The following is a 20,713-nucleotide window of genomic DNA, read 5'->3' on the forward strand; positions in this document are numbered from 1 at the left end:
ATGTGTTTTACGACCAGCGGCGGAAGATCAGCGAAGTATTAACCCCACCAAACGCAAAGTTGTTGTTCATCACGTACTGGTTGCTCATCTGCCGGAACTCGCCGCGCAGGTAATCGAGTTTGCCGCAGTGCGGGTCGACGTCGTCGAGGTTGAGGGTGTGGACGTACAGGTCGCGGTTCATCATTTCGATGCTGAACCAGGATTCCAGCGCACCGCAGGCTCCGAGGGTGTGACCGAGGAAGCTCTTCTGCGAGCTGATTGGCATGTGCTCACCGAACAACGCGCTCGTTGCCAGTGTTTCGGCAATGTCGCCCTGTTCAGTGGCTGTGCCGTGACCATTCACGTAGCCAATGTCAGAAGGTTGCAGCCCGGCGTCTTCCAGGGCCAGTTCCATGGCCCGGCGCATGGTGACCTGTTCTGGACGGGTGGCGTGCTGGCCGTCGGCGTTGCTGCCGAAACCGACGAGTTCGGCGTGGATGTGCGCACCGCGAGCCAATGCGTGTTCGAGTTCTTCGAGCACCAGCATGCCGCTGCCTTCGCCGATCACCAGGCCATCGCGGCCGCTGTCGTACGGGCGTGGGGAAGTCTGCGGTGCATCGTTTTTCAGGCTGGTGGCGTAGAGCGCATCGAAGACCATCGCTTCGGTGGGGCACAGTTCTTCGGCACCGCCGGCGAGCATCAACGGCAGGCGACCAAACTTGACCGACTCGTAGGCATAACCGATGCCCTGACTGCCGCTGGTGCAAGCGCTGGAGGTCGGGATCAGCCGGCCGGTGAGGCCGAAGAAGATGCTGATATTCGCCGCCGTGGTGTGCGGCATCATGCGCACATAGGAGTTGGCGTTCAGGCCCTCGGCCACCGAGTTGAGCAGCATGTTGCCGAACGCCTTGATCTCGTCGGTACTGCCGGTGGATGAGCCGCAGGAAACGCCCATGCGCCCGTCCTTGATCGACGGGTCACCCAACAGACCGGCATCGGCCAATGCCTGTTCTGCCGCGCCGACCGCCAGGCGCGAGACCCGGCCCATGCTGCGCAATTGCTTGCGGGTCCAGTGGCTCGGGACCTTGAAGTCATCGATGGGGCCCGCCAGTCGGGTGTTGAGTTCGGTGAAACGATCCCACTCGTCCATGCGGCGTATGCCGCTGCGGTTGGCTGCGAAATTAGCGGCGATGGTGTCCCAATCGCTACCCAGCGAGGTGATGCCGGCCATGCCGGTGACGACGACGCGCTTCATCAGCACAGGCCTCCGTTGACGGCCAGAACCTGCCGGGTGATGTACGACGCTTCCGCCGACATCAGGAAATTCACCGCGCTGGCCACCTCTTCCGGGGTGCCCATGCGTTGTGCGGGGATCATTTTCATCAGTTCTTCCACCGGCACGTTTTCATCGAGCATCGCGGTGTCGATCAAGCCGGGTGCGACACAGTTAACGGTAATTTTGCGCTTGCCCAATTCAATCGCCAACGCCTTCGCCGCGCCGATCAAACCGGCCTTGGAAGCGCTGTAGTTGACCTGGCCACGGTTGCCGATCAACCCGGAAACCGAGGTGATGCAAACAATCCGTCCAGCGGCGCGACGACGAATCATCGGCATCATCACCGGGTGCAGCACGTTGTAGAAACCGTCGAGGTTGGTGCGCATTACTACATCCCAATCATCCTCGCTCAGGGCTGGAAAAGCACCGTCGCGCGTCAGGCCGGCGTTCAGCACCACGCCGTAATAGGCGCCGTGGGTTTCCACGTCGGCTTCGAGAATGGCTTTGCAGTTGGCGCGATCGGACACGTCGAATTGCAGAATGCGCACGTTGCGCCCCAAGGCTTCGATTTCGGCCTTCACGGCTTCAGCGTCCGCCAGGCCGCTGCGGCAATGCAGCACGATGTCATGCCCGGCCTGAGCCAGACGCAAAGCGATGGCGCGGCCGATGCCACGGCTGGAACCGGTGATCAGTACGGATTCAGTCATGGCTGGGTTCCTTGGGTTTCATGAAGGTATTGAGCGGCCTGAGGCGGACGGAACACGTTCAGACGAGCGGTGGCGTGAATGCCGGGCGCGGTGATGTGGCATTCGAACACGCCCATGCCGTTGTCGTCTTCCAGCGAGCGGATGCCGTGGATGGTCAGCTCAGTGCCAGCAGGGAAGTGCTCGACGTTGCATTCGAATTTGCGGGTGCCGAGCAGAAACCCCAGCTCCACCGCATCGCCACGCTGGCGCGCATGGCAACCGGCGTAGGCGGCGACGCTCTGGGCCATCAGTTCGATGCCGACCCAGGCCGGCAGGCTGCCGTCCGGGCGGTTGAACAGGCCATCGGGTTTGACCGTGAGGCGGGTGTAAATCTGCTCGTCATCGAACGACAGGATCTGCTCGATGAAGATCATGTCGCCAGCGTGCGGCAGCAGTTCGGCGATCGGCCAGTCAATCATGGGGCGTCTCCGATAATCAGGCTGACGTTGTTACCACCGAAGGCAAAGGAATTGCTCATCAGATAGCGAGGTGCAATGGACGTCAGGCGATCGGCCGGGGTCACCCAATTCAGGGCTGGCAATTGGGGATCCGGTTGGCCGTCCCAGACGTGGGGCGGCAGGGCGTGCTCGCGATTGCCTGCACTCAGGCTCAACCAGCAGAACGCCGCTTCCAGAGCGCCTGCAGCGCCGAGGGTGTGGCCGGTCATGGGTTTGGTCGACGAACACGGCACCCCCGCCGGGAACAGCGTCGCCACCGCCAGGCTTTCCATGGCGTCATTGTGTTGGGTGGCGGTGCCGTGCAGGTTCAGGTAATCGATCTGTTGCGGTTGCAGTTGTGCTCGGCTCAAGGCTTTGCGCATCGCTTGCAGGGCGCCGCGGCCGCTGGGTTCCGGTGCGGAAATGTGATGTGCATCGGAGCTGGCGCCACTGCCGAGCAGGGCAATCGGCTGGCTGTCGCCGACACGTTTGCTCATCAAAAACAGCGCCGCTGCTTCACCAATGTTGATGCCGTTACGGTTCACCGAAAACGGGTTGCAACGTTGCCCGGACACTGCTTCGAGCGCCGAGAACCCATTGAGAGTCAACTTGCACAGGCTGTCGACACCGCCACACAGCACCGCGTCGCAAATGCCCAGCTCCAGCAGTCGCTGAGCACTCATCAGCGCTCGGGCGCTGGAAGTGCAGGCCGTGGAGATCACATAGGCCGGGCCGCTCAGTTGCAGCCAGTCGGCAAGGAAGTTCGCCGGCGCGCCGAGCTCCTGTTGCTGGTAGTCGTAATCGGCCGGGAACTGATGTTCGCGGATGTAATGGGCCAGGCCGCGACTGGCTTCGTCGATGCCCGAGGTGCTGGTGCCCAGAACGATACCGATGCGGTCGCGGCCGTAGGTCTGGATCGCCTGGTCGATGTCTTCGCGAATTTGCAGCGCGGCTTCCAGCAGCAATTGATTATTACGGGTGCCTTGCGGCGCAAGCTCAGCCGGGATTGGCGCCAGTTCGCCGCGGACCGCGGCCACGGGCAACGACCGTTCCGCCACCCAGCCAGCCTCATTGCGCATACCCGAACAGTCACCGGCAAACAGGTGGCGGGTGACTTCGGACTTGTCACGGCCCAGGGCGCAGATCACCCCGAGGGCATTCAGGTAGGCGGTCATGGCGCGTCCCCGCTGAGCGGCGTGACTTGATATTTCGGGCCTTTGGGCAGGTTCAATTCAAAACTCATGGGTTGTGAATATCGGACTTCCCAGTGCGCTGGCAAGGACCGTTGCGAGCCATGCTGCCACGCGGCGGGATAGTTGCCCGACAGTTCATCTTTGGGGGTCAGCGCAAACAGCAGCGCGGCGAACAGCTCCCGCGCTTCCGGATTGGGCGGCAGCAGACCATCAGCCTGCCACTCGCCATCGACCAGTTTCTGGCGTGCCTGTGGAATGCCCAGCAAGTCCATCATCGACCAGCGAATGCCAGGGCCTTCACGCTGGATCACCAGCACCCAGTCCTGCCGTTGATCGGCCACCAGGCGCTGGATGTGCAATTGCAGCGGCAACGACAGGTTCGGGGTGTGCTCGGGCAGCGGCGCCCGGCTGGCGCAGGCGCTCAGCAACAGGACTGCACCGAGGAGCAAAAATCGCAGAATGTTTGCAGTCCCTGTGGGAGCGGGCTTGCTCGCGAATGCGTCGGCACATCCAACACTATTGTTGACTGACACACCGCTTTCGCGAGCAAGCCCGCTCCCACAGGGTTTAGCGTGAGTAAACATCACACAGCACCTTCAAGGGGTTTGCGCGCGACCACATTGACCAGGGTTTCTTCCCGTTGGCCAAAGGGCTTTGGCCGGCGCAGACCCAAGCGTTCAAACAGGCCGAAATCCTTGGCGCGGCTCCACCACAAGTATGGATAAGACACGTTTTGCGGGCCGAGTTCGAAACCCTGCTGGCGAATCATGTCCAGATACCCGGCGGCGCTCTTCTGCACGTGCATCGGATGGCGGAACAACCAGCGGATCACCCAGGTATCAATGTAAGCCTCGGTGGATTCGGCGAACAGCAGATAACCACCCGGCTTGAGCACGCGGTAGAACTCGGCCAGTGCCTGTTCCTGCTGCACCAGATGATGGAAGGTCTGGTGACAGAACAGCAAATCGACGCTGGCGTCCGGGACGTTGATGCTCGCGCAGTCGCTGCCGATCAACTCCACCGCCATGCCCTGACGAACGGCTTCTTCGCCGGCCAGGTTCAGGCTGTGAGGGTCGGCGTCCAGACCGATCAGGTGCTGGGGGGCAAAGGTCTGGCGCAAGTACTGAAACGACTTGCCCTGACCGCAACCGGCATCCAGCAGCACCGGGTTGCTCGGCGGTGCTTCGCTGAACAGGCTGCGCAAATCGGCGATTGCCACTCGCAGAACATGGTGCTGCCAGGTGTGGCTGCGCAGGAACCAGAAACCAAAGCGGGTTTCTTCGACGTAGGTGTCGCTCAAGTAGCTCATGTGGCGTCCCTTGCACAGAGCTCCGAGAGCATCCGCAGCCGGCGTTTGGGTTCGGCGACGAACGGATTACGCTCGTCCCAGGCATAACCGGCGAGGATCGAGCTGATCATGCGGCGAATATCGGGCGAGCCGCCCTCATGGTAAATCACATCCTGGAACGTCCCGGCGTACCAGCCCTCGACGTAGCAACGGAACGTGTCGACGCCGCGCTTGAGCGGGATGGCGAATTCAGTCTGCCAATCGACACTTTCGCCTTGCAGTTGGCGATGCAGAACCCCAGCGGCCATGCTCGCCGAGCGCATGGCAATGGTCACGCCGGAGGAGAACACCGGGTCGAGGAATTCCGCTGCGTTGCCGAGCAGGGCAAAGCCTGGCCCGTGGAGGGTTTTGACGTTGGCCGAGTAGCCGCCGATGGTTCGAGCAGGCGTATCCCACACGGCGTTGTTCAACACGCTGGCCAGACTTGGGGTCTCAGCGATAAACCCTCGCAGGCAATCGTCCAGATTCTCCATGCGGCCTTCGAAGTGTTCGGCTGCCGCGACCACGCCCACCGAGCAACGGCCTTTGCTGAACGGGATGGTCCAGAACCAGATATCGCGGTGGATCGGATGGGTGGTGATGAGGATTTTTTCCCGCTCGAAGGCCGGGTTGTCGATGTGGTCTTCGACGTGGGTGAACACGGCCTGGCGCACCGGGAAATCCGACGGCGCTTCAAGGTCGAGTAAGCGCGGCAACACTCGCCCGTAGCCGCTGGCATCCAGCACGAAATCGGCTTCGACGCGGTACTGGCTGCCGTCTTCGCGAAGCACGTCGAGCTGCGGTTTCGGCAGGGTGAAATCGACACTGACGATGGCTTCGCCGTAGCGAACCTCCACGCCTTGCAGCGCGGCTTGATCAGCCAGCAGCTTGTCGAAATCGGCACGCTGGACCTGGAAGGTGGTCGGCTTGCCGTTACTGAAAGTCTCGCCGAAATCAAAGGCGCTGTACTGCTCGCCCCAAGCGAATGCCGCACCGTTTTTCAACTGGAATCCGGCGGCGTTCACCGCCTCGAGCATGCCGGCTTCTTCGACGAAATCCAGGCAGTGGGACAGCAGGCTTTCACCGATGGAAAACCGTGGGAAATGCTGGCGTTCGATCATCAATACGTCGTGACCCTTGCGCTTGAGCAGCGCGGCGGCGATGGCGCCCGATGGACCTGCACCGATAACCACGACCTGGCGATGTTCCATTTCAACTGTTGCCACGGGGGCTCCTTGCCGGGACGGCGATGTTCAAAGGGGTTCGGTGCATGCCGGCGAGTGCCGGCAGCAGTGTCGCGATCAGGCCCATCACCATCAGCGCGAAGTACAGCGCCGGGCTGATGAGTTGTTGTTGCAGCAGCAGGTTGAGAAAGACGATCTCGCTCAAGCCACGAATATTCAGCAAGACGCTTTCCCGCCAGCGACTGGCGCCTTCAAACGAGGCGCCGGCCCAACCGAGGCCCAGCCAGTTGCCCAGCAGCTTACTGGCAATCGGGAACAGCAGCAGTGCCGTCAGTTGCACCCAGTCGAGGCTGGCCATGGCTGCGTGGACGTTGATTTGCACGATGCCGAACGTGAGGATCAGCGGGATCGCGATATACGTCTGCAAGTGACTCATCCAGATCACCGGCAACGGCAGCACCAGCGGCACTTTGAGCGCGGCCATCCACAGCAGGTAACCGATGCCGAAAATCAGCGCATTGAGCTTGAAGTGTTCCGCCACGATCAGCAGTGCGAAGAAGCAACCGCTGTGCAGCAGCGGTTGGCGCAATCGGAGCAGACGCAGCAGCAACGGCAGGCAGGCGCCGGCCAGCGGCAGCAGGAGGCTGCTCAGGTGCAGGCTGCCCTGGGCGATGGCGAACAGGGTCCAGCAAGTGAGGTCGATGAGGATCGCGGTCTGCACCAGTCGCCGGGTAGCGGCAGGCGGGTATTTGATGTGCCGCAGGTACAGATACAACACCGGAATCGCCGTGATGGCGAACAGCAGGCCGACCGCCAGCGAACTGATCCAGGGTTGCGGCGGTAACAGCCACACCGCTGTCGCGAGTCCGCAGGCAAACGGAATGCAGAAACTCGGCAGGGCGATTTTCAGGCTTTGACGGTCGAGTCGCAGGTCGATCACGTCACTGAGAATGTGCCCCAGCAACAAGGCAAAACTCAGGCTGTAGACATTTTTCAGCCAGGCCGGCGCGACCAGCGCGGCGCCGCTCAATTGCCATTGGGGTTCGATCCAGAAGTACATCAGCAGCGGCAGGCCGAAGGTCGCCAGCAACAACTGGCTGACGATCGGGATCACGCCGAAGTGACGACCGACACGGGTGGCCACGGCGAACAGCGCCAGGGCCATGACCCAGAACACGGCGATCATCATGTGGCTGACTCCGTGACCGGGGCGGCGTGAACCTGGTGTCCGGCCCACGGCGCAAGAATGAAGCTGAAGGCCAGCCCCAGGCTCACCGACAGACCGAAATTGCTCACCGCCGGCGTGCTGGACACCGCCAGCAAACCGAACGACAGCCACGTGGTCAGCGCCGCCAGCAAGGTGCCCAGCAGGCTCACGGCAGCGCCGCCGACCTGTTCACGCATGAGGATCGCGTAATCGACGCTGATGGCCGTCACCAGCAGCAGGCCGAACAGACTGAACAGCGTCAGCGGTTGCCCCATCCAGCCGAGACTGGCCAGGCTGCACAGCGCAGCCAGCAGCGGCAGGGCGACGATCCGCAGCGCGCCGCCGAAGCCGAACGGCAGGATTAGCACCAGCACGATCAGCACACTGGAAGCGAGTTTCAACTCTGCGGCGCTGATCTGGGTGTCGGCGAACACCTTGTTCAACTCACCGAGGCGGTCCACCAGTTCTACGCCCGGCAAATCCAGTGCCTGGACTCGCAGCAGAGAGGGGTTGTTCAGGCCTTGCAGACTGACCATCGCCGCTACGCCGTTATCGGTCGGGCCCAGCCACAGCGCGCGATAGGGTTCTGCCAACGGACCGACCAGCGCCGCGTCGACGTCTTCGCTGGGCAGTGCCTGCAACTTCGTGAGCTCTGCCTGCAGTGCCTCCGCCGGCACGCCGACATCGAGCAGCGGTTGCCAGAACTGCGGCAACTTGTTCAGGGCTTCGCGCACTTGCCGCTGTTCGGTGGGTTGGCTGACCAATTGATTGAGCGACAGATAACCCTGGAGTTTTTCCAGGTTGACCAACTGATCCAGCCGCTCGTTCAGCGCGGTTTGGCGTTCCAGCAGTTGCTGTTGATTGGCGGCGCGCACCAGGAAGAACTGGCTGGTAGGTTGATAGCCGGTGATGCGTGCAATGGTTTGCGCTTCGTCAGTCAGTTGCTGCGGTGCACCGACCCACTGGCGAATGTCGTTTTTGGTGTCGAGCTGCAGCAGACCGCCCACATAAAAGGCAATCAGCAGCGCCAGCAGCACCGGCGTACTCGCGAGTTTGAGCAACGCTTCACGGCGCCCCAGCAAAAACTCGCACACCCGCAGCGGCCACTGCGCTGGACGCAGGTCTGTGCCCTTGAGCAGTGCCGGCAGCAGGCACACCGCGGACAAATAAGCGCCGAGCAGACCGGCGGCAGAGAACACGGCGATCTGGGTCAGCGCCGGGAACGGTGTCCAGGCCAGGGCCAGGTAACCGATGCAACTGGTGATCAGGCTCAGCGTCAGGCCCGGCAACGTCAGGCGCAGGGCCGGCCAGCTGTGCCAGGGTTTCAGGCTCCAGCTCTTGGACAGGTAATGCAGCGGGTAATCGACCGCCACGCCGATCAGACTCGAACCGAGCACCAGCGTCATCACATGCATATGGCCGAACACCGCCACACAGGCCACCGCACCGAAGAGCATGCCGACCAGCACCGGGACGAAGGCCAGCAACACCCGCCAGCGCCGGAAGGCCAGCAGCAACAGCAATAGAATGCCCGCCGTGGCGCCGCCACCGACCCAGGTCATTTCCCGGGTGGCTTGCTTTTGCCCACTGGCCGCATAGAGCAAGCCGCTGGCGGCAAGCAGTTGAACGTTTGCCTGGGCGGCTTCTTCACGGCTGTGCTGGAGCAGGTCGGCCACTTGCAGCGGCAGGTTCATGTCGAAGGCGTTGCCCGTGGTGCGCGAGCGCAGCAGCACCCAACTCTTGCCGTCGGCATCGGCGACCAGCGCACCGCTGCCGATGTCCAGTTGCACCGAACCATGCTGCGGCTGACTGTTCTGGATGCGCCCGGTCAGGCCCAGCCAGTCATCCTGGCTTGGCACCAGACTGAACCCGGTGAAGGGGTCGAACAGCGCTTGTACTCGCTGCTGGATAAAGGCGTCGGGATGCTCGATCAGTTGCTGTCGGTCAGCCGCCGAGAGCATTGCCAGACGGCCTTGCAGCAATTGTGTGCGCAGCGCCGGAAGGTCAGCTTGGAGGTTCCATTGGACCTTTTCGAACAAACCGCTGGCCTGCCACTGTTCACTTAGTTTCTGCGCCATCGCGACGGCTTGCTGGCGATCGGTGTGGCCGACCAGCACCAGCATTTCGCGGTTCAGCGGTTCTTGCATGCGTTGTTCGGCGCGCAGTTCCAGCGCGTCTGGCGCCGTGCCCGGCACCAGTTCCATCAGGTTGGCCGACAGCGGGGCGCCGTCACGCCATTGCCAACCGGCGAGCGCGAGCACCGCCAGCAGCAGGATCAGAAACAGCCGTGGAAGTCTCCGTTCACTCGGCAAAGTCATGTTGCTCCGCGTCGCTCAACGGTTGGGCGCTGGTGCTGTCCTGCATGCGCAAAAGCGTACTGTCGCCCTGGGTTTCGAGCAGCTCGATGCTGTGCACCAGTTCGCCGCCGGCAATGTTGATCTGAGTGAACACCTGCTTGAGCAACATGGAGCGCGGGGTCAGCGTCAGCTTCCAGTTCTGTGCGTCGCCGCTCAGTGAAAGCTCGAAATCCCGTTGCAGCCCGCTGCTGTCGCCTTGCAGTACGGCGAGGAACAAGCGGTTCTGCTCGGCGCCGGCACTCTTGCTCGGCAGCATTTGCCAACCGTTGGCGTCACGCCGGGCAATGCCTTTGGCGCTGATGCGGTAGTCCTGTTGCAGCGGGGTTTTCAACAGCCAGAGCAAACCGTGGTTTTTAGCGAGGACGAAAGTGCCCTTGCTGGTCAGCGGCTGAGGCAGGGCGCGCAGGTGTTTTTCCTGGATGAAATTGCCGTGGATCACGTCTGGCTTGGCCAGTTGATCGCTCAACTGCTGCAAGTCAAAAGCCTGCGCCAGCGAAGAAAACCCCAGCGCTAATACCAGCGCCGCCACGATCCTGTAGCAGCTGGCGAAGCCTGCGTTCGGCTGCGCAGCAGTCGCCCTGGGTTTCTTCTGATGTACCGCATGTGCAGGTTTTGCGACGGCTTCGCCGCCGAACGCAGCCTCGCGGGCTCGGCAGCTGCTACAGACGGTTTTCAGCAGGGTCATGCGAGCATCCTTTCAACAGCATCGGTGAAGACCTTGGGTGAGGCCAACTGCATTTCGCGGCTGCTCATGTCGACGGCGACCTGCACGGAACTGGCGCGGGTCAAGCGTTCGCCGGTGTCCAGATCGCTGATCAGGTAGCTGATCTTCAGACGGTTCTCCCATTCCACCAGATTGGCGCGCACGTTCAGCTTTTGGCCGAACACGGCGCCGCGCACATAACGCAATTGCAGATCGATCACTGGCCACGCGTAACCCGACTCGACCATCGCCGTGTAGTTGTGGCCGATCTTGTCCAGCAGCGCGCAGCGGGCGACTTCCAGGTATTTGATGTAATGGCCGTGCCAGACAACGTTCATGGTGTCGACATCAAAGAACGGCACGAGGATTTCCGTATCGGTGTGAAGCACTCCCTTGCTACGCATGCAGCCTCCAGTGTTGCTCGGCAATTCGCTTCAGGCACAGGCGCAACTCGCCTTCCAGCGCACGGTCTTCGATGACCGGCGGGAAGTCTTTCGCGAGCTCTTCGTGCATGGCGGCCAGGGCGGGCGGCAATGGACGGGCATCCTCGGCCTTGCTGCGCAGCCAGACGCCTTGGTTGGCGGCCAGCAGGGTGGCAGCGGCAACCTGTTCGGTCAGCTCCAGCACGCGAATCGCATCGCGGGCGGCGATGGTGCCCATACTCACTTTGTCCTGGTTGTGGCACTCGGTGGAACGCGAGAAGACGCTGGCCGGCATGGTGTTTTTCAGCGCTTCGGCGGTCCAGGCACTGGTGCCGATCTGCACGGCTTTGAAGCCGTGATTGAGCATCGCCCGGTCAGCGGTGGCGCCGGACAGGTTGCTCGGTAAACCGTGGTTGTAACGCTCGTCCACCAGCAAGGCGAGTTGTCGATCAAGCAGGTCGGCGACGTTGGCCACCAGGTTTTTCAGGCTGTCCATGGCGAACGCAATGTGGCCGCCATAGAAGTGCCCGCCGTGCAGCACGCGTTCGGCTTCGGCGTCGATGATCGGGTTGTCGTTGGCGCTGTTGAGCTCGATCTCGATGAACGAGCGCAGCCAGTTCAGGCTGTCGGCCAATACGCCGAGGACATGGGGCGCGCAACGCAGGGAATAGCGGTCTTGCAGGCGATGCAGCGGCGCGGTCGGCGCGTCGATCGCCAGATCCTTGCGCAACCACGCGGCGACTTGCATTTGCCCAGGATGCGGTTTGGTGGCGAACAGGCGCTCGTCGAAGTGCTCGGGGTTGCCTTGCAGGGCGACCACGTTCAACGCGGTGATGCGCGTGGCCAGTTGCAGCAGATAATCGGCGCGGGCATAGGCCAGGCACGCGAGACCGGTCATGACGGCGGTGCCGTTCATCAAGGCGAGGGCTTCTTTGGGGCGCAGGACCAGCGGTTCCCAACCCAGTTCGCGGTGCACGTCGGCCGCTTGGCGGCGTTCGCCACGGAACATCACTTCACGCTCGCCGGACAAGGTCGCGGCGACGTAAGACAACGGCGTCAAATCACCGCTGGCGCCCACCGAGCCTTCTTCCGGGATCAGCGGCAAAATGTCGTGTTCGAGGAAGGCTTGCAGGCGTTCCAGCAGCTCCACGCGCACCCCGGACACGCCGTGGCACAGCGACTGCAAACGCGCCGCCAGTACCGCACGAGTGGCTTGTGCATCGAGCAGTTTGCCCAGACCGCAGCCGTGGAACGTGTACAGATGACGGGGCAGTGCCTCGACGTGATGCAGCGGCACCGCGACCACGCAGGAATCACCGTACCCGGTGGTCACGCCGTAGATCACCCCTTCCTTGTCCAGCAGGGAGTCCAGGAATCGCGCACCCTTGGCGATACGCTCGCGGTACGCAGGGTCGCCTTGCAACTGCGTCGGCACCTGACGGTTGGCCAGGGCCAGCACGTCTTCGATGCGCAAAGGGAGTTCGCCGAAGGTTACCGGCTCAAGCGTTGGCGTCGTCATCGGTCTTCCAGAAAGGGTAAAAGTTGAACCATTGTCGGGGCGCTTCAAGGCAATAGTGACCCAAGCGTTCGGCATAGCGGGAGGCCCACTGATGAATGACCTGCTCGCGGTCGCTGCGCTTCCACACCACGGCCTCGGCGAACGGTTCGAGGGTCAGTCGATAGTCGCCCGTCGGTTTCTTCAGGCACAGCATCAGGTTGATCGGGCATTTCAGCAGACCGGCCAGCAACCATGGGCCCTGAGGGAACGCGGCTTGATGGCCGAGGAAGTCCACCGTCACGCTGCGCCCGCCATGCAGCGGCACGCGATCGCCGGCAATCGCCAGCCATTCGCCGCGTTCAAGGCGCTCATGGAGTTGCAGCATGATCAGCGGGTCCAGCTCGCTGACCTGAATCAGCCGCAGATTGGTCGCGCCGGCTTCGCCGAGCAAGCGGTTGAATTGTTCGGCGTGCTTGGTGTGTACCAGCACGTTCATCGTGACTTTTTCGCCGATCTCCGCCAAAGCACGGCAGACCTCGAGATTGCCCAGATGCGCACCTACCAGCATCTGCCCGCGGGTGCCGCGCAGTTGATTGCGCAGCAATGCCGGGTCGATGATTTCAATCTGCTCGATGCTCAGCTTGCCGTTCCATACGTCGAGCTTGTCGAGCATGGAGTCGGCGAAGGCCATGAACTGGCCGAACACTCGCCAATGGGTCGGGCGCAATTCATTGCGACCACTCCAGTCAGCGAGCCTCTGCTGGTATTGCCAGGCGCTGTGACGGGCGCTGCGCCCGAACAGGAAGAAGTACAGAACGATGCCGTACAGCAGCGGGCTCAACACCCTGCGACCGAGTACTTTGGCGCCGACCGCAGTGAGCTTCATCAGCCAGAAACTGCCGCGCTCCTGGCGGTCAGCCCAGTGTTTCTTGTCTGCGCTCATGCTCGCCACCGTCGCCAGAGAATCACTGGCGCCCTCAGCAACATGCCGAAGAACAACCGGGTGTGCATGCTCGTAATCAGCACGTTGTCGTGAAAAAGGCGGAAATGCGAGACACCATCCAGCGGGTAATGGACGTTGGTTTGCAGCCATTGCATGGGCAGATTGCGCCAGGCCAGCCGCACGAGAATGTCCGAGTCGAAGTCCATGCGCTTGCCGATCTTCGCCAAATCGATCAGCACCAGGGTCGGTGGTAACGGGTAGACGCGGAAGCCGCACATGGAATCGCGAATCTGCAACGACAGGGTGTTGATCCAGACCATGACGTGAGTCAGGTAACGGGCGTACAAACGACCTTTCGGCACGCTCGCGTCGTATCGCGGATAGCCGCAGATCACTGCCTCGGGATGGGCGCGTGACAGTTCGATGAAAGTATGGACGTCTTGCAGATCATGCTGACCGTCGGCATCCACCTGCAAGGCATGGCTGAAGCCCAGGCGCGAGGCTTCGCGAAAACCGGTCATGACCGCGCCACCCTTGCCCTGGTTGGCGCCGAGCCGGATCAGGAACACCTTGTCGCGCAGGGCCAGTTGATCGAGCACCTTTGCACAGGCCGGGCTGCTGGCATCGTCCACCAGAATGCAGGGCAGGCTGCTGGCGAGCAGCGCATCAACCACCGTGGTGATGGCGGTTTCGTGGTTGTAGACCGGGACGATTGCGCAGGGGTTATGCATCGCCTGCCGCCTCCAGCAAGATCCGCCCACTGGAGCAGGTTGCGGTCTCGTTGCGGTAGGTGAAATACAACTTGCTGCGCGACGGATCGAAGCGCAGGTGCAGCTGGACTTCATCGCCAGGGCGAACCAGTTGCTGGAATTTCAGCACTTCCATGCCAGCGAATTTTGCCGGCAGGTCCATCAATTGCTGACCCAGGGTTAGCGCCCACTCCACTTGAACCACACCGGGCAATACCGGCGCTTGGGGGAAGTGACCGCTGAAGTAAGCGAGGTCGGGTGGTACCGCCAGTTGCAGGCTCCACTCGCCATCGACTTCGACCTGATCCAGCACTTCCGGCACCTTTGGGCGCGGCGCCAGCAGCAGGGCTTCAACGGTGGCCTGGGGCAGTTTGCCCTGAGCGTTCAGCGGCATTTGCCGCAACAGGCGCCAGCGTCGTGGCAACGCCAGGGCTTCGCAATGCTGGCTCAAATGCTGACGCAATTCTTGCGTGAGGGTGCGTCGACCCTGATTGCGCAACGCATGCAGGCCTGACTCGGTCAGCACCAGCAGCGCACCCAATGAAGCGCGGTTTTCCTGAACCACGCCAAGACGCGCTTCGGCGACCCAGTCGTGGGCCATCAGGGCCTGTTCCAGCATCGGTAGTGAGATACGTTTTTCTTCCAGTTTGACGATCCGGTCCAGCCGTCCGAGCAGTTCGAATCGGCCGTCGGCAGCGATTCGCGCGGCATCCGCGGTGTGTTCGATATGCCCGGGAGGCAAGTACGACGAAGCAATGAGCAGGGCGCCGTCGCTGTCCTGGCTCAATTCAATGTCAGCAAAGGGCTGCCAGAGATCGTCGCCCTGACGCCAGGCGATGCCGCCGGTTTCCGAGCTGCCGAGGATTTCCGTAGGCCACTGCTGCAGGCGTTGATGCAGGCTTTGTGCGGCCTCGGCCGGCAAGGCGCCGCCGGAGGAAAATACTCGGCGAACCGCACTTAATGCGGGCCAGTCGAGGTTGTCGCCCATGCGCTTGAGCAGCGCCGGGCTGGCGACCCAGGCGAATACCGGGTGTTCGCGGCTGGCGCGCTGCAGATCTTCAGGGAATGCCAGCTGCTTGCGCACAAACGAGCGCCCGGCGCACAGCGGCCACAGCACTCGAAACAACAATCCGTAAATATGCTGAGTGGCGACGCTGCCGATGATGCAAGCCGTACCAAGATCGGCGCCCCAGAGCAGTTCCAGCGCTTCGACTTCATTGGCCAGTTGGCGCAGGGTTTTGTCGATGCGCTTGGGCTCGCCACTGGAGCCGGACGTGCACAGGCTCAGCGAACAGCGATCCAGATCCAGTGCGGCCGCCATCAACGGCGGATGCCGGTAATCGCTCAGGTGTGCGTCATCGGCCTGATCGGTCAGCCACAGATCGACTTCGGTCGACCAGCGCTGACGAGTCTGGGCTTGCAGGTCTGCGGGCAGCAGCACGCTGACCCCGGCGCGCCAGGCACCGAGCAGGGCAATCGCCAGGTCAGCGGCGTCCTCAAGGTGCACGGCAATACGGCGCGCACCTTGGGCTTGCAGGCCCGCGGCGAGGCTTAACGCCTGTTCGCACAGCTGTGCGTGATTCAGTGCCGGCTCGGCCGTCACGGCACGTTCCGGTTGCGCCTTGAGCAACAATTGCTCAAGTTTTATCCAATTCATGGGTGGCCTCTTACCCGTTGTCGTATAAGCCATTCAATGGCAAACAGCAGGCCCATCAATCCGTAGGAAATCAGACCGGTGTACAACATCCACCAACTTAGCGGCGCCCAGAGGGTCAGGGCGGCGGCGAGCAAACCGTTACAGAGAAAAAACACGCACCAGACGATCGTCACCTGGCGGGTATAAACAATCGCCTTGGCCGGCAGTTGCGGTTCGCGCAAACGCGCCAGGCGTTCGATGATTGGCGGGCCAACGATCAAGCTCAGGCCAAACAGCCCGAGCATGAACGCGCTGATCAGCACCGGGTACCAGCGCAGCAGCAGCAGCGGGCTGTCGAACAACGCCAGCAACAGGCAAAAAGTGATCGCGGTGATCGCCATCCACGAACTGCCGGGCTTGCGCGTACCGAGCAGAGCCCGAGCCAGCCACAGGCTGCCCAGTAACAGACCAAACTGCCACGGCGCGAAATGTTCCATGCCGAAATACACCGCGAAGGGGTACAGCAGGCCCGCCAGCAGCAGGCCGAGGCCGATCAGTCGGCTCATGCGGCCGGCTGAACCAGACGGTAGACCGCCTCGACCACGTCGCTGACGGTACGCACCGATTTGAACTCTTCGGCAGCGATTTTCTTGCCGGTCTGGCGTTTGATGTGATCGATCAGGTCGACCGCGTCAATGCTGTCGATTTCCAGATCCTGATACAGGTTGGATTCGAGGCTTACGCGCTCGGGGTCCAGCTCGAAGAGTTCGACCAGAGCATCGCGCAGGGTGTTGAAAATGTCGTCACGAGTTTGCATGGTCCGGTCTCAAGCTGCCTGTTTTGCAGTGACGAACGCCGCAAGGCTCGCCACATTGCTGAAGTGATTGCGGGTGTCTTTGGCGTCGGCGTCGATTTTGATGCCGTACTTTTTCTGGATTGCCAGGCCGAGTTCCAGGGCGTCTACCGAATCCAGGCCCAAACCTTCGCCGAACAGCGTCTGGTCGTCGCCGATGTCTTGTGCGCTGATGTCTTCAAGGCCCAGGGCGTCGATGATCAGTTCTTTGATTTCCTGCTTGAGACTAAGAGTGTGCAGATCGCTCATCTTCGGCGAGCTCCTTAATGTAGTAATGATGCAAATAGTCATTGAGCTTGCGCGAGGCCTGAGGAGCAGGGCCCAGCGAGGCGAAGGCTTGTGGGTCTATATCGGCCCCGACACGGAAACTGAAGTGCACGCGGCGTTTGGGGATCCGATACCAGGGCTCGGCCTTGGTCAACGTGGTCGGGCTGACCTTGATAATCACCGGGGTGAGGATTTTCGCACCCCGCAGAGCGATTGCCGCAGCACCCCGATGGAAGGCTGGCGCCTGGCCGGGCTGAGTGCGGGTGCCTTCAGGAAAGATGATCAGGGTCTGGCCGCTTTTCAGCGCGTCGGCAGCGGCATCGAGCATGTCCATACTGCCGTCGTTGCTGATGTATTCGATGCAGCGCAGCGGGCCGCGGGTAAAAGGGTTCTCCCAGAGGCTTTTCTTGACCACGCAGTTGGCGTGGCGCACCAGGCCGATCAGGAACACCACATCAATCAGCGACGGGTGATTGGCAATGATCATTTGCCCCGGTCGACCAAGTTTTTCGGCGCCCTGGATGTCGTAAGTCAGCACACCGGTGCGAGCCATGAATCGCACAAAAAACCAGAACAGGCGGGCGACGGTGTGCCGCGCTCGCCGCCGGTGTGTCCGGGCATCGCCGGGCAGGCAGTTCAGCAGCGGGAAAACCACAAGTCGCAGGCACAGCCCGCCCAACCCGAACAGGGTGAAGCTTGCGGCGGTAGCCAGCAGGCGCCAGTAATAGGCGTCGCGGTTTTTTTCGGTTACAGGTTGCGTTGCCAGGTCCATACACGATTTTTCCAGGCATGTTGGCAGGTTGTCTGCTGGCCGAGCAGGGTACGCAATAGGTTCAGGGCATGGGGCCATTGGGCTTTGGACAACTCATCCGAGGCGCTGTTCAGGGACAACTGCCAGTCGTTTCCGCGGGTGATCAGCAGGCCGACCGCGTAAGGGAACGGCACGTCGTCGATCCAGGTCGAGTAGGCCTCGGGCGGTTGCTCTTCGGTGACGATCAGCAGTACCGCGGGAGCGCCCTCGGAAAGCAAAGCCGCGGCCTCTAGCATGCCGTGTTCAAGGCCATCGCCGGCTGCAGCGAGGGCAGTCATTTCGCTGGTTTCGCCGCGCATGATCGACCACAGGCCGATGATCGCGTTGTGCACGGACAGGCTGAATTGAGTCGGCGACAGCGGCTGATCGGCAGCCAGATCGCTGAGGATATCGAAGGTGCGCGGGGTTTCGCCGTGGCGAGAAATAAAGACCAACGGTAGGTCCTGGCGGCCATCGGCCAAGGGCCAGCCGACACTGAACGCCATCCGCGCCAAACGACTGAGTCGCCGGCGCTGCATGGCCGGCAGAAACGAGACGTCGGGTGCGGCATCGCTGCTCGCAAGCACGACCGGTTGTCGGCTCCAGGCCTGCCAATCGTCCACGCTTTCGAGCCCAGGGGCCCACGCGCGCCATTGGGCGATGTTGAAATTGATCACAGACATTCATCCCGCCCTTGCGGGCTTCCTTGACGCGGAGAGTCGCAAAAAACGCGAACTACCTGACGTAGCGCTTAGCGCCGAGTGGCGCGCATTATCCCGTTGCGGCGGGCGCGTAGCAAATGATGGTTACATTTTGCTCAATGAAATGTACCGGTTGGTTCGTGCATGGCTGTCGTTTGGCCATTATCCACATCGTGGTGGGCATGTCTGTCGGCTCTGTCAGTGGTCAACGGCAGAGTTAGCGGCTTTTTTATTGAGAGATTGCCGATGACTGTGTAGTCCCGATGCCGGCGAGGTAGCTAAGCAGCGCGGTGGACTACTACACTCGATCATTCTTTGATACACGGAGGTTTTGACATGCGGCGCGTGGTGTTCAATCAGAAAGGTGGCGTAGGCAAATCCAGCATTGCCTGCAATCTGGCGGCGGTCAGCGCCAACGAGGGCTATCGCACCCTCTTGGTGGATCTCGATGCCCAGGCGAACTCCACTCAGTACCTGACGGGCCTCACCGGTAATGACATTCCGATGGGGATCGCCGATTTTTTCAAACAGACCCTGTCTTCCGGACCGTTCTCCAAAAAAAGCCAGGTCGATATCTACGAAACCCCGTTCGACAACCTCCACGTCATCACCGCCACTGCCGAGCTGGCTGACTTGCAGCCCAAGCTTGAGGCCAAACACAAGATCAACAAGCTGCGCAAATTGCTCGAGGAGCTGGACGGCGATTACGACCGGATCTATCTCGATACCCCGCCAGCGTTGAATTTTTACGCGGTATCTGCATTGATTGCCGCTGATCGTGTGCTGATCCCCTTCGACTGCGACAGCTTTTCGCGTCAGGCGCTGTACGGCCTGTTGGCGGAAATCGAAGAATTGAAGGATGACCATAACGAAGGGCTGGAAGTCGAAGGTATCGTCGTCAACCAATTTCAGGCTCGCGCCAGTCTGCCTCAGCAAATCCTCGATGAATTGATCGCCGAAGGCCTGCCGGTGCTACCGGTATATCTGGGCAGCTCGGTGCGCATGCGTGAATCCCACCAGGCCAACACGCCGCTGATCCACCTCGATCCGCGTCATAAGCTGACGCAACAATTCGTCGATCTGCACAACTTGCTGGAAAACGCCTGACTGCTCAGGATCAGATGCCCTGGCTGCGCAACCAGCTCATCAACTGCGGTAACGGGAAGGCGCCGCTCTGACGCGCCACTTCCCGGCCGTTCTTGAACAGAATCAGACTCGGGATCGAACGGATCCCCAACTGCGCCGACAACGACTGGTTCGCCTCGCTGTCCAGCTTGGCCAGTCGACACTTCCCCGCCAATTGCACCGCCGCCTGCTCGAACACCGGCGCAAACGACTTGCACGGCCCGCACCACTCCGCCCAAACGTCCACCAGCAACGGCAGATCACCTTTGATCTGGCTGGCGTAATCGCTTTGTTTCAGCTCGAAGGGTTTGTTCGGCAGGACCTCGGCCTTGCAGCGCCCGCATTTTGGATGGTCGTTGAGGCGCTCGGCGGGGATGCGGTTGAGGCCGTTGCAGTGGGGGCAGGGGATGAGGAGTGGGTCAGTCATGCGGATGATCCTGGAAAGAAGCCGATCATCTCTATGTGGAGACGTCTGCTCACATTTTCAATTGTGCAGTGTCCGGCGATAAAACTAGGCTGAGTCGTACTGAGCGAGACCGTTGGTCTGCTCAGTATTATCGCAACTTGCGATATTTTTGGTCTGTGATTAACTCCCCATAGCAGAATGCGATAAGGATGTTGCATGCATGTCATCACCGAAAAACGAATACGTGAAGCCAAGACTAAATGGCCAAAGGCAGCTTCCGCATTGGATCATTGGTATCAAGTGGCCAAAGGAAGCAAGCCGCCGGATTTCGCGGCGATGAGGGCCCTGTTTCCTGCTATCGACAAGGTGGGTGAGTTTCACGTTTTTGACATCGGTGGCAACAAGTTGCGGCTGATCGCTTTTGTCAGGTATCGATCGCAAAAGCTTTACATCAAGCATGTGCTGGATCACCGCGAATATGACCGCGGAAAATGGAAGGAGGAACGAGCATGAGTGTTCTTATCAAAAGAGCTGCCGAGCATTGGGAGTTCGTCTCGCCTGTGCTGCGCAAACCAAAAAATGAAGATGACTATGACATGTTGGCGCAGGCGCTAGACGAGTTGCTCGAGATGACGGGCGATGATGAGTCCCATCCGTTGATGAGTCTGGTGGATATCATCGGTGACTGGATCGAGGAATGGGATCACAAGCATCACCCAATGCCGAAGCCCAGCGGTGTCGACGTTCTCGGCTACATGATGCGCGAACACGGATTGAGCCAAAGCGAGCTGCCCGGCGTCGGCACCCAATCGGTGGTATCCGAGATATTGAGCGGCAAGCGTCAGCTCAACCTGCGTCAGATCCGCTGGTTGGCCGAGCGCTTCGGAGTGTCAGTGGAGACCTTTATCTGATCG

The 20,713-nt window shown here is 61.2% G+C and carries 24 protein-coding genes; 3 read left to right on the forward strand and 21 right to left on the reverse strand.

What is annotated here, in order from left to right; all coding sequences use genetic code 11:
* Positions 1–7 precede the first annotated feature (7 nt).
* The 20 genes from FQ187_RS21750 to FQ187_RS21845 all read right to left on the reverse strand — a co-directional run bounded on the left by FQ187_RS21750 (position 8) and on the right by FQ187_RS21845 (position 18,250).
* Positions 8–1,234, reverse strand: coding sequence for a beta-ketoacyl-ACP synthase (locus tag FQ187_RS21750; RefSeq protein WP_149631042.1), 1,227 nt, complete (start codon positions 1,232–1,234; stop codon positions 8–10).
* On the reverse strand, positions 1,234–1,962 hold the full coding sequence (gene fabG, locus FQ187_RS21755) for a 3-oxoacyl-ACP reductase FabG (RefSeq protein ID WP_149631043.1): 729 nt from the start codon (positions 1,960–1,962) through the stop codon (positions 1,234–1,236). Before fabG ends, FQ187_RS21750 begins: the two co-directional genes overlap by 1 nt.
* Positions 1,959–2,420 (reverse strand): hotdog family protein, encoded by a 462-nt coding sequence (locus FQ187_RS21760; protein ID WP_008149597.1) that lies wholly within the window; start codon positions 2,418–2,420, stop codon positions 1,959–1,961. Before FQ187_RS21760 ends, fabG begins: the two co-directional genes overlap by 4 nt.
* Entirely contained in the window at positions 2,417–3,613 is a 1,197-nt protein-coding gene (locus tag FQ187_RS21765) for a beta-ketoacyl-[acyl-carrier-protein] synthase family protein (protein WP_149631044.1), read from the reverse strand. Before FQ187_RS21765 ends, FQ187_RS21760 begins: the two co-directional genes overlap by 4 nt.
* Positions 3,610–4,092, reverse strand: coding sequence for a DUF3261 domain-containing protein (locus tag FQ187_RS21770; RefSeq protein ID WP_149631064.1), 483 nt, complete (start codon positions 4,090–4,092; stop codon positions 3,610–3,612). Before FQ187_RS21770 ends, FQ187_RS21765 begins: the two co-directional genes overlap by 4 nt.
* Positions 4,093–4,214: 122 nt before the next feature.
* Entirely contained in the window at positions 4,215–4,940 is a 726-nt protein-coding gene (locus FQ187_RS21775; protein ID WP_149631045.1) for a class I SAM-dependent methyltransferase, read from the reverse strand.
* Entirely contained in the window at positions 4,937–6,184 is a 1,248-nt protein-coding gene (locus tag FQ187_RS21780; RefSeq protein ID WP_149631046.1) for an NAD(P)/FAD-dependent oxidoreductase, read from the reverse strand. The genes FQ187_RS21775 and FQ187_RS21780 overlap by 4 nt, the downstream gene beginning before the upstream one ends.
* On the reverse strand, positions 6,171–7,331 hold the full coding sequence (locus FQ187_RS21785) for a sodium:proton antiporter (protein WP_149631047.1): 1,161 nt from the start codon (positions 7,329–7,331) through the stop codon (positions 6,171–6,173). Before FQ187_RS21785 ends, FQ187_RS21780 begins: the two co-directional genes overlap by 14 nt.
* Positions 7,328–9,667: an MMPL family transporter gene (locus FQ187_RS21790; RefSeq protein WP_149631048.1), complete on the reverse strand. Its 2,340-nt coding sequence runs from the start codon at positions 9,665–9,667 to the stop codon at positions 7,328–7,330. Before FQ187_RS21790 ends, FQ187_RS21785 begins: the two co-directional genes overlap by 4 nt.
* Complete coding sequence (locus tag FQ187_RS21795; RefSeq protein ID WP_256667396.1) at positions 9,651–10,391, reverse strand: outer membrane lipoprotein carrier protein LolA; 741 nt, start codon at positions 10,389–10,391, stop codon at positions 9,651–9,653. Before FQ187_RS21795 ends, FQ187_RS21790 begins: the two co-directional genes overlap by 17 nt.
* Positions 10,388–10,813, reverse strand: coding sequence for a thioesterase family protein (locus tag FQ187_RS21800; protein ID WP_149631049.1), 426 nt, complete (start codon positions 10,811–10,813; stop codon positions 10,388–10,390). The genes FQ187_RS21795 and FQ187_RS21800 overlap by 4 nt, the downstream gene beginning before the upstream one ends.
* Positions 10,806–12,350, reverse strand: a complete 1,545-nt coding sequence (gene hutH / locus FQ187_RS21805) for a histidine ammonia-lyase (protein WP_149631050.1) — start codon at positions 12,348–12,350, stop codon at positions 10,806–10,808. Before hutH ends, FQ187_RS21800 begins: the two co-directional genes overlap by 8 nt.
* Positions 12,331–13,272: a glycosyl transferase gene (locus FQ187_RS21810; RefSeq protein ID WP_149631051.1), complete on the reverse strand. Its 942-nt coding sequence runs from the start codon at positions 13,270–13,272 to the stop codon at positions 12,331–12,333. Before FQ187_RS21810 ends, hutH begins: the two co-directional genes overlap by 20 nt.
* Positions 13,269–14,003 (reverse strand): glycosyltransferase family 2 protein, encoded by a 735-nt coding sequence (locus FQ187_RS21815; protein WP_149631052.1) that lies wholly within the window; start codon positions 14,001–14,003, stop codon positions 13,269–13,271. The genes FQ187_RS21810 and FQ187_RS21815 overlap by 4 nt, the downstream gene beginning before the upstream one ends.
* Positions 13,996–15,678 carry an acyl-CoA synthetase family protein gene (locus FQ187_RS21820; protein ID WP_149631053.1) on the reverse strand — a complete coding sequence of 561 codons (1,683 nt, stop codon included), beginning with the start codon at positions 15,676–15,678 and terminating at the stop codon, positions 13,996–13,998. The genes FQ187_RS21815 and FQ187_RS21820 overlap by 8 nt, the downstream gene beginning before the upstream one ends.
* A complete protein-coding gene (locus FQ187_RS21825; protein WP_149631054.1) occupies positions 15,675–16,223 on the reverse strand; it encodes a hypothetical protein in 549 nt (182 codons plus the stop codon). The genes FQ187_RS21820 and FQ187_RS21825 overlap by 4 nt, the downstream gene beginning before the upstream one ends.
* Entirely contained in the window at positions 16,220–16,474 is a 255-nt protein-coding gene (locus tag FQ187_RS21830; protein ID WP_007992314.1) for an acyl carrier protein, read from the reverse strand. The genes FQ187_RS21825 and FQ187_RS21830 overlap by 4 nt, the downstream gene beginning before the upstream one ends.
* Before the next feature lie 9 nt (positions 16,475–16,483).
* The gene (locus tag FQ187_RS21835) at positions 16,484–16,759 is read right to left on the reverse strand and encodes a phosphopantetheine-binding protein (protein ID WP_129439118.1); all 276 of its coding nucleotides are present in this window, start codon (positions 16,757–16,759) and stop codon (positions 16,484–16,486) included.
* Positions 16,737–17,549 carry a 1-acyl-sn-glycerol-3-phosphate acyltransferase gene (locus tag FQ187_RS21840; protein WP_149631055.1) on the reverse strand — a complete coding sequence of 271 codons (813 nt, stop codon included), beginning with the start codon at positions 17,547–17,549 and terminating at the stop codon, positions 16,737–16,739. Before FQ187_RS21840 ends, FQ187_RS21835 begins: the two co-directional genes overlap by 23 nt.
* Positions 17,525–18,250: a beta-ketoacyl synthase chain length factor gene (locus FQ187_RS21845; RefSeq protein ID WP_149631056.1), complete on the reverse strand. Its 726-nt coding sequence runs from the start codon at positions 18,248–18,250 to the stop codon at positions 17,525–17,527. The genes FQ187_RS21840 and FQ187_RS21845 overlap by 25 nt, the downstream gene beginning before the upstream one ends.
* A gap of 354 nt (positions 18,251–18,604) precedes the next feature.
* Between FQ187_RS21845 and FQ187_RS21850 the strand changes: the two genes are divergently transcribed.
* The gene (locus FQ187_RS21850; protein ID WP_149631057.1) at positions 18,605–19,375 is read left to right on the forward strand and encodes a ParA family protein; all 771 of its coding nucleotides are present in this window, start codon (positions 18,605–18,607) and stop codon (positions 19,373–19,375) included.
* Between the two features lie 10 nt (positions 19,376–19,385).
* Here FQ187_RS21850 and trxC read toward each other — a convergent pair whose 3' ends face one another.
* The gene (trxC, locus tag FQ187_RS21855) at positions 19,386–19,820 is read right to left on the reverse strand and encodes a thioredoxin TrxC (protein WP_149631058.1); all 435 of its coding nucleotides are present in this window, start codon (positions 19,818–19,820) and stop codon (positions 19,386–19,388) included.
* Between the two features lie 195 nt (positions 19,821–20,015).
* Between trxC and FQ187_RS21860 the strand changes: the two genes are divergently transcribed.
* Both FQ187_RS21860 and FQ187_RS21865 read left to right on the forward strand, forming a co-directional pair.
* The gene (locus FQ187_RS21860) at positions 20,016–20,312 is read left to right on the forward strand and encodes a type II toxin-antitoxin system HigB family toxin (RefSeq protein ID WP_149631059.1); all 297 of its coding nucleotides are present in this window, start codon (positions 20,016–20,018) and stop codon (positions 20,310–20,312) included.
* Complete coding sequence (locus tag FQ187_RS21865) at positions 20,309–20,710, forward strand: type II toxin-antitoxin system HigA family antitoxin (protein ID WP_149631060.1); 402 nt, start codon at positions 20,309–20,311, stop codon at positions 20,708–20,710. Before FQ187_RS21860 ends, FQ187_RS21865 begins: the two co-directional genes overlap by 4 nt.
* The last annotated feature ends 3 nt before the right edge of the window (positions 20,711–20,713 follow it).

It is taken from the genome of Pseudomonas sp. ANT_J28 (assembly GCF_008370005.1).
GTDB lineage: Bacteria > Pseudomonadota > Gammaproteobacteria > Pseudomonadales > Pseudomonadaceae > Aquipseudomonas > Aquipseudomonas frigoris.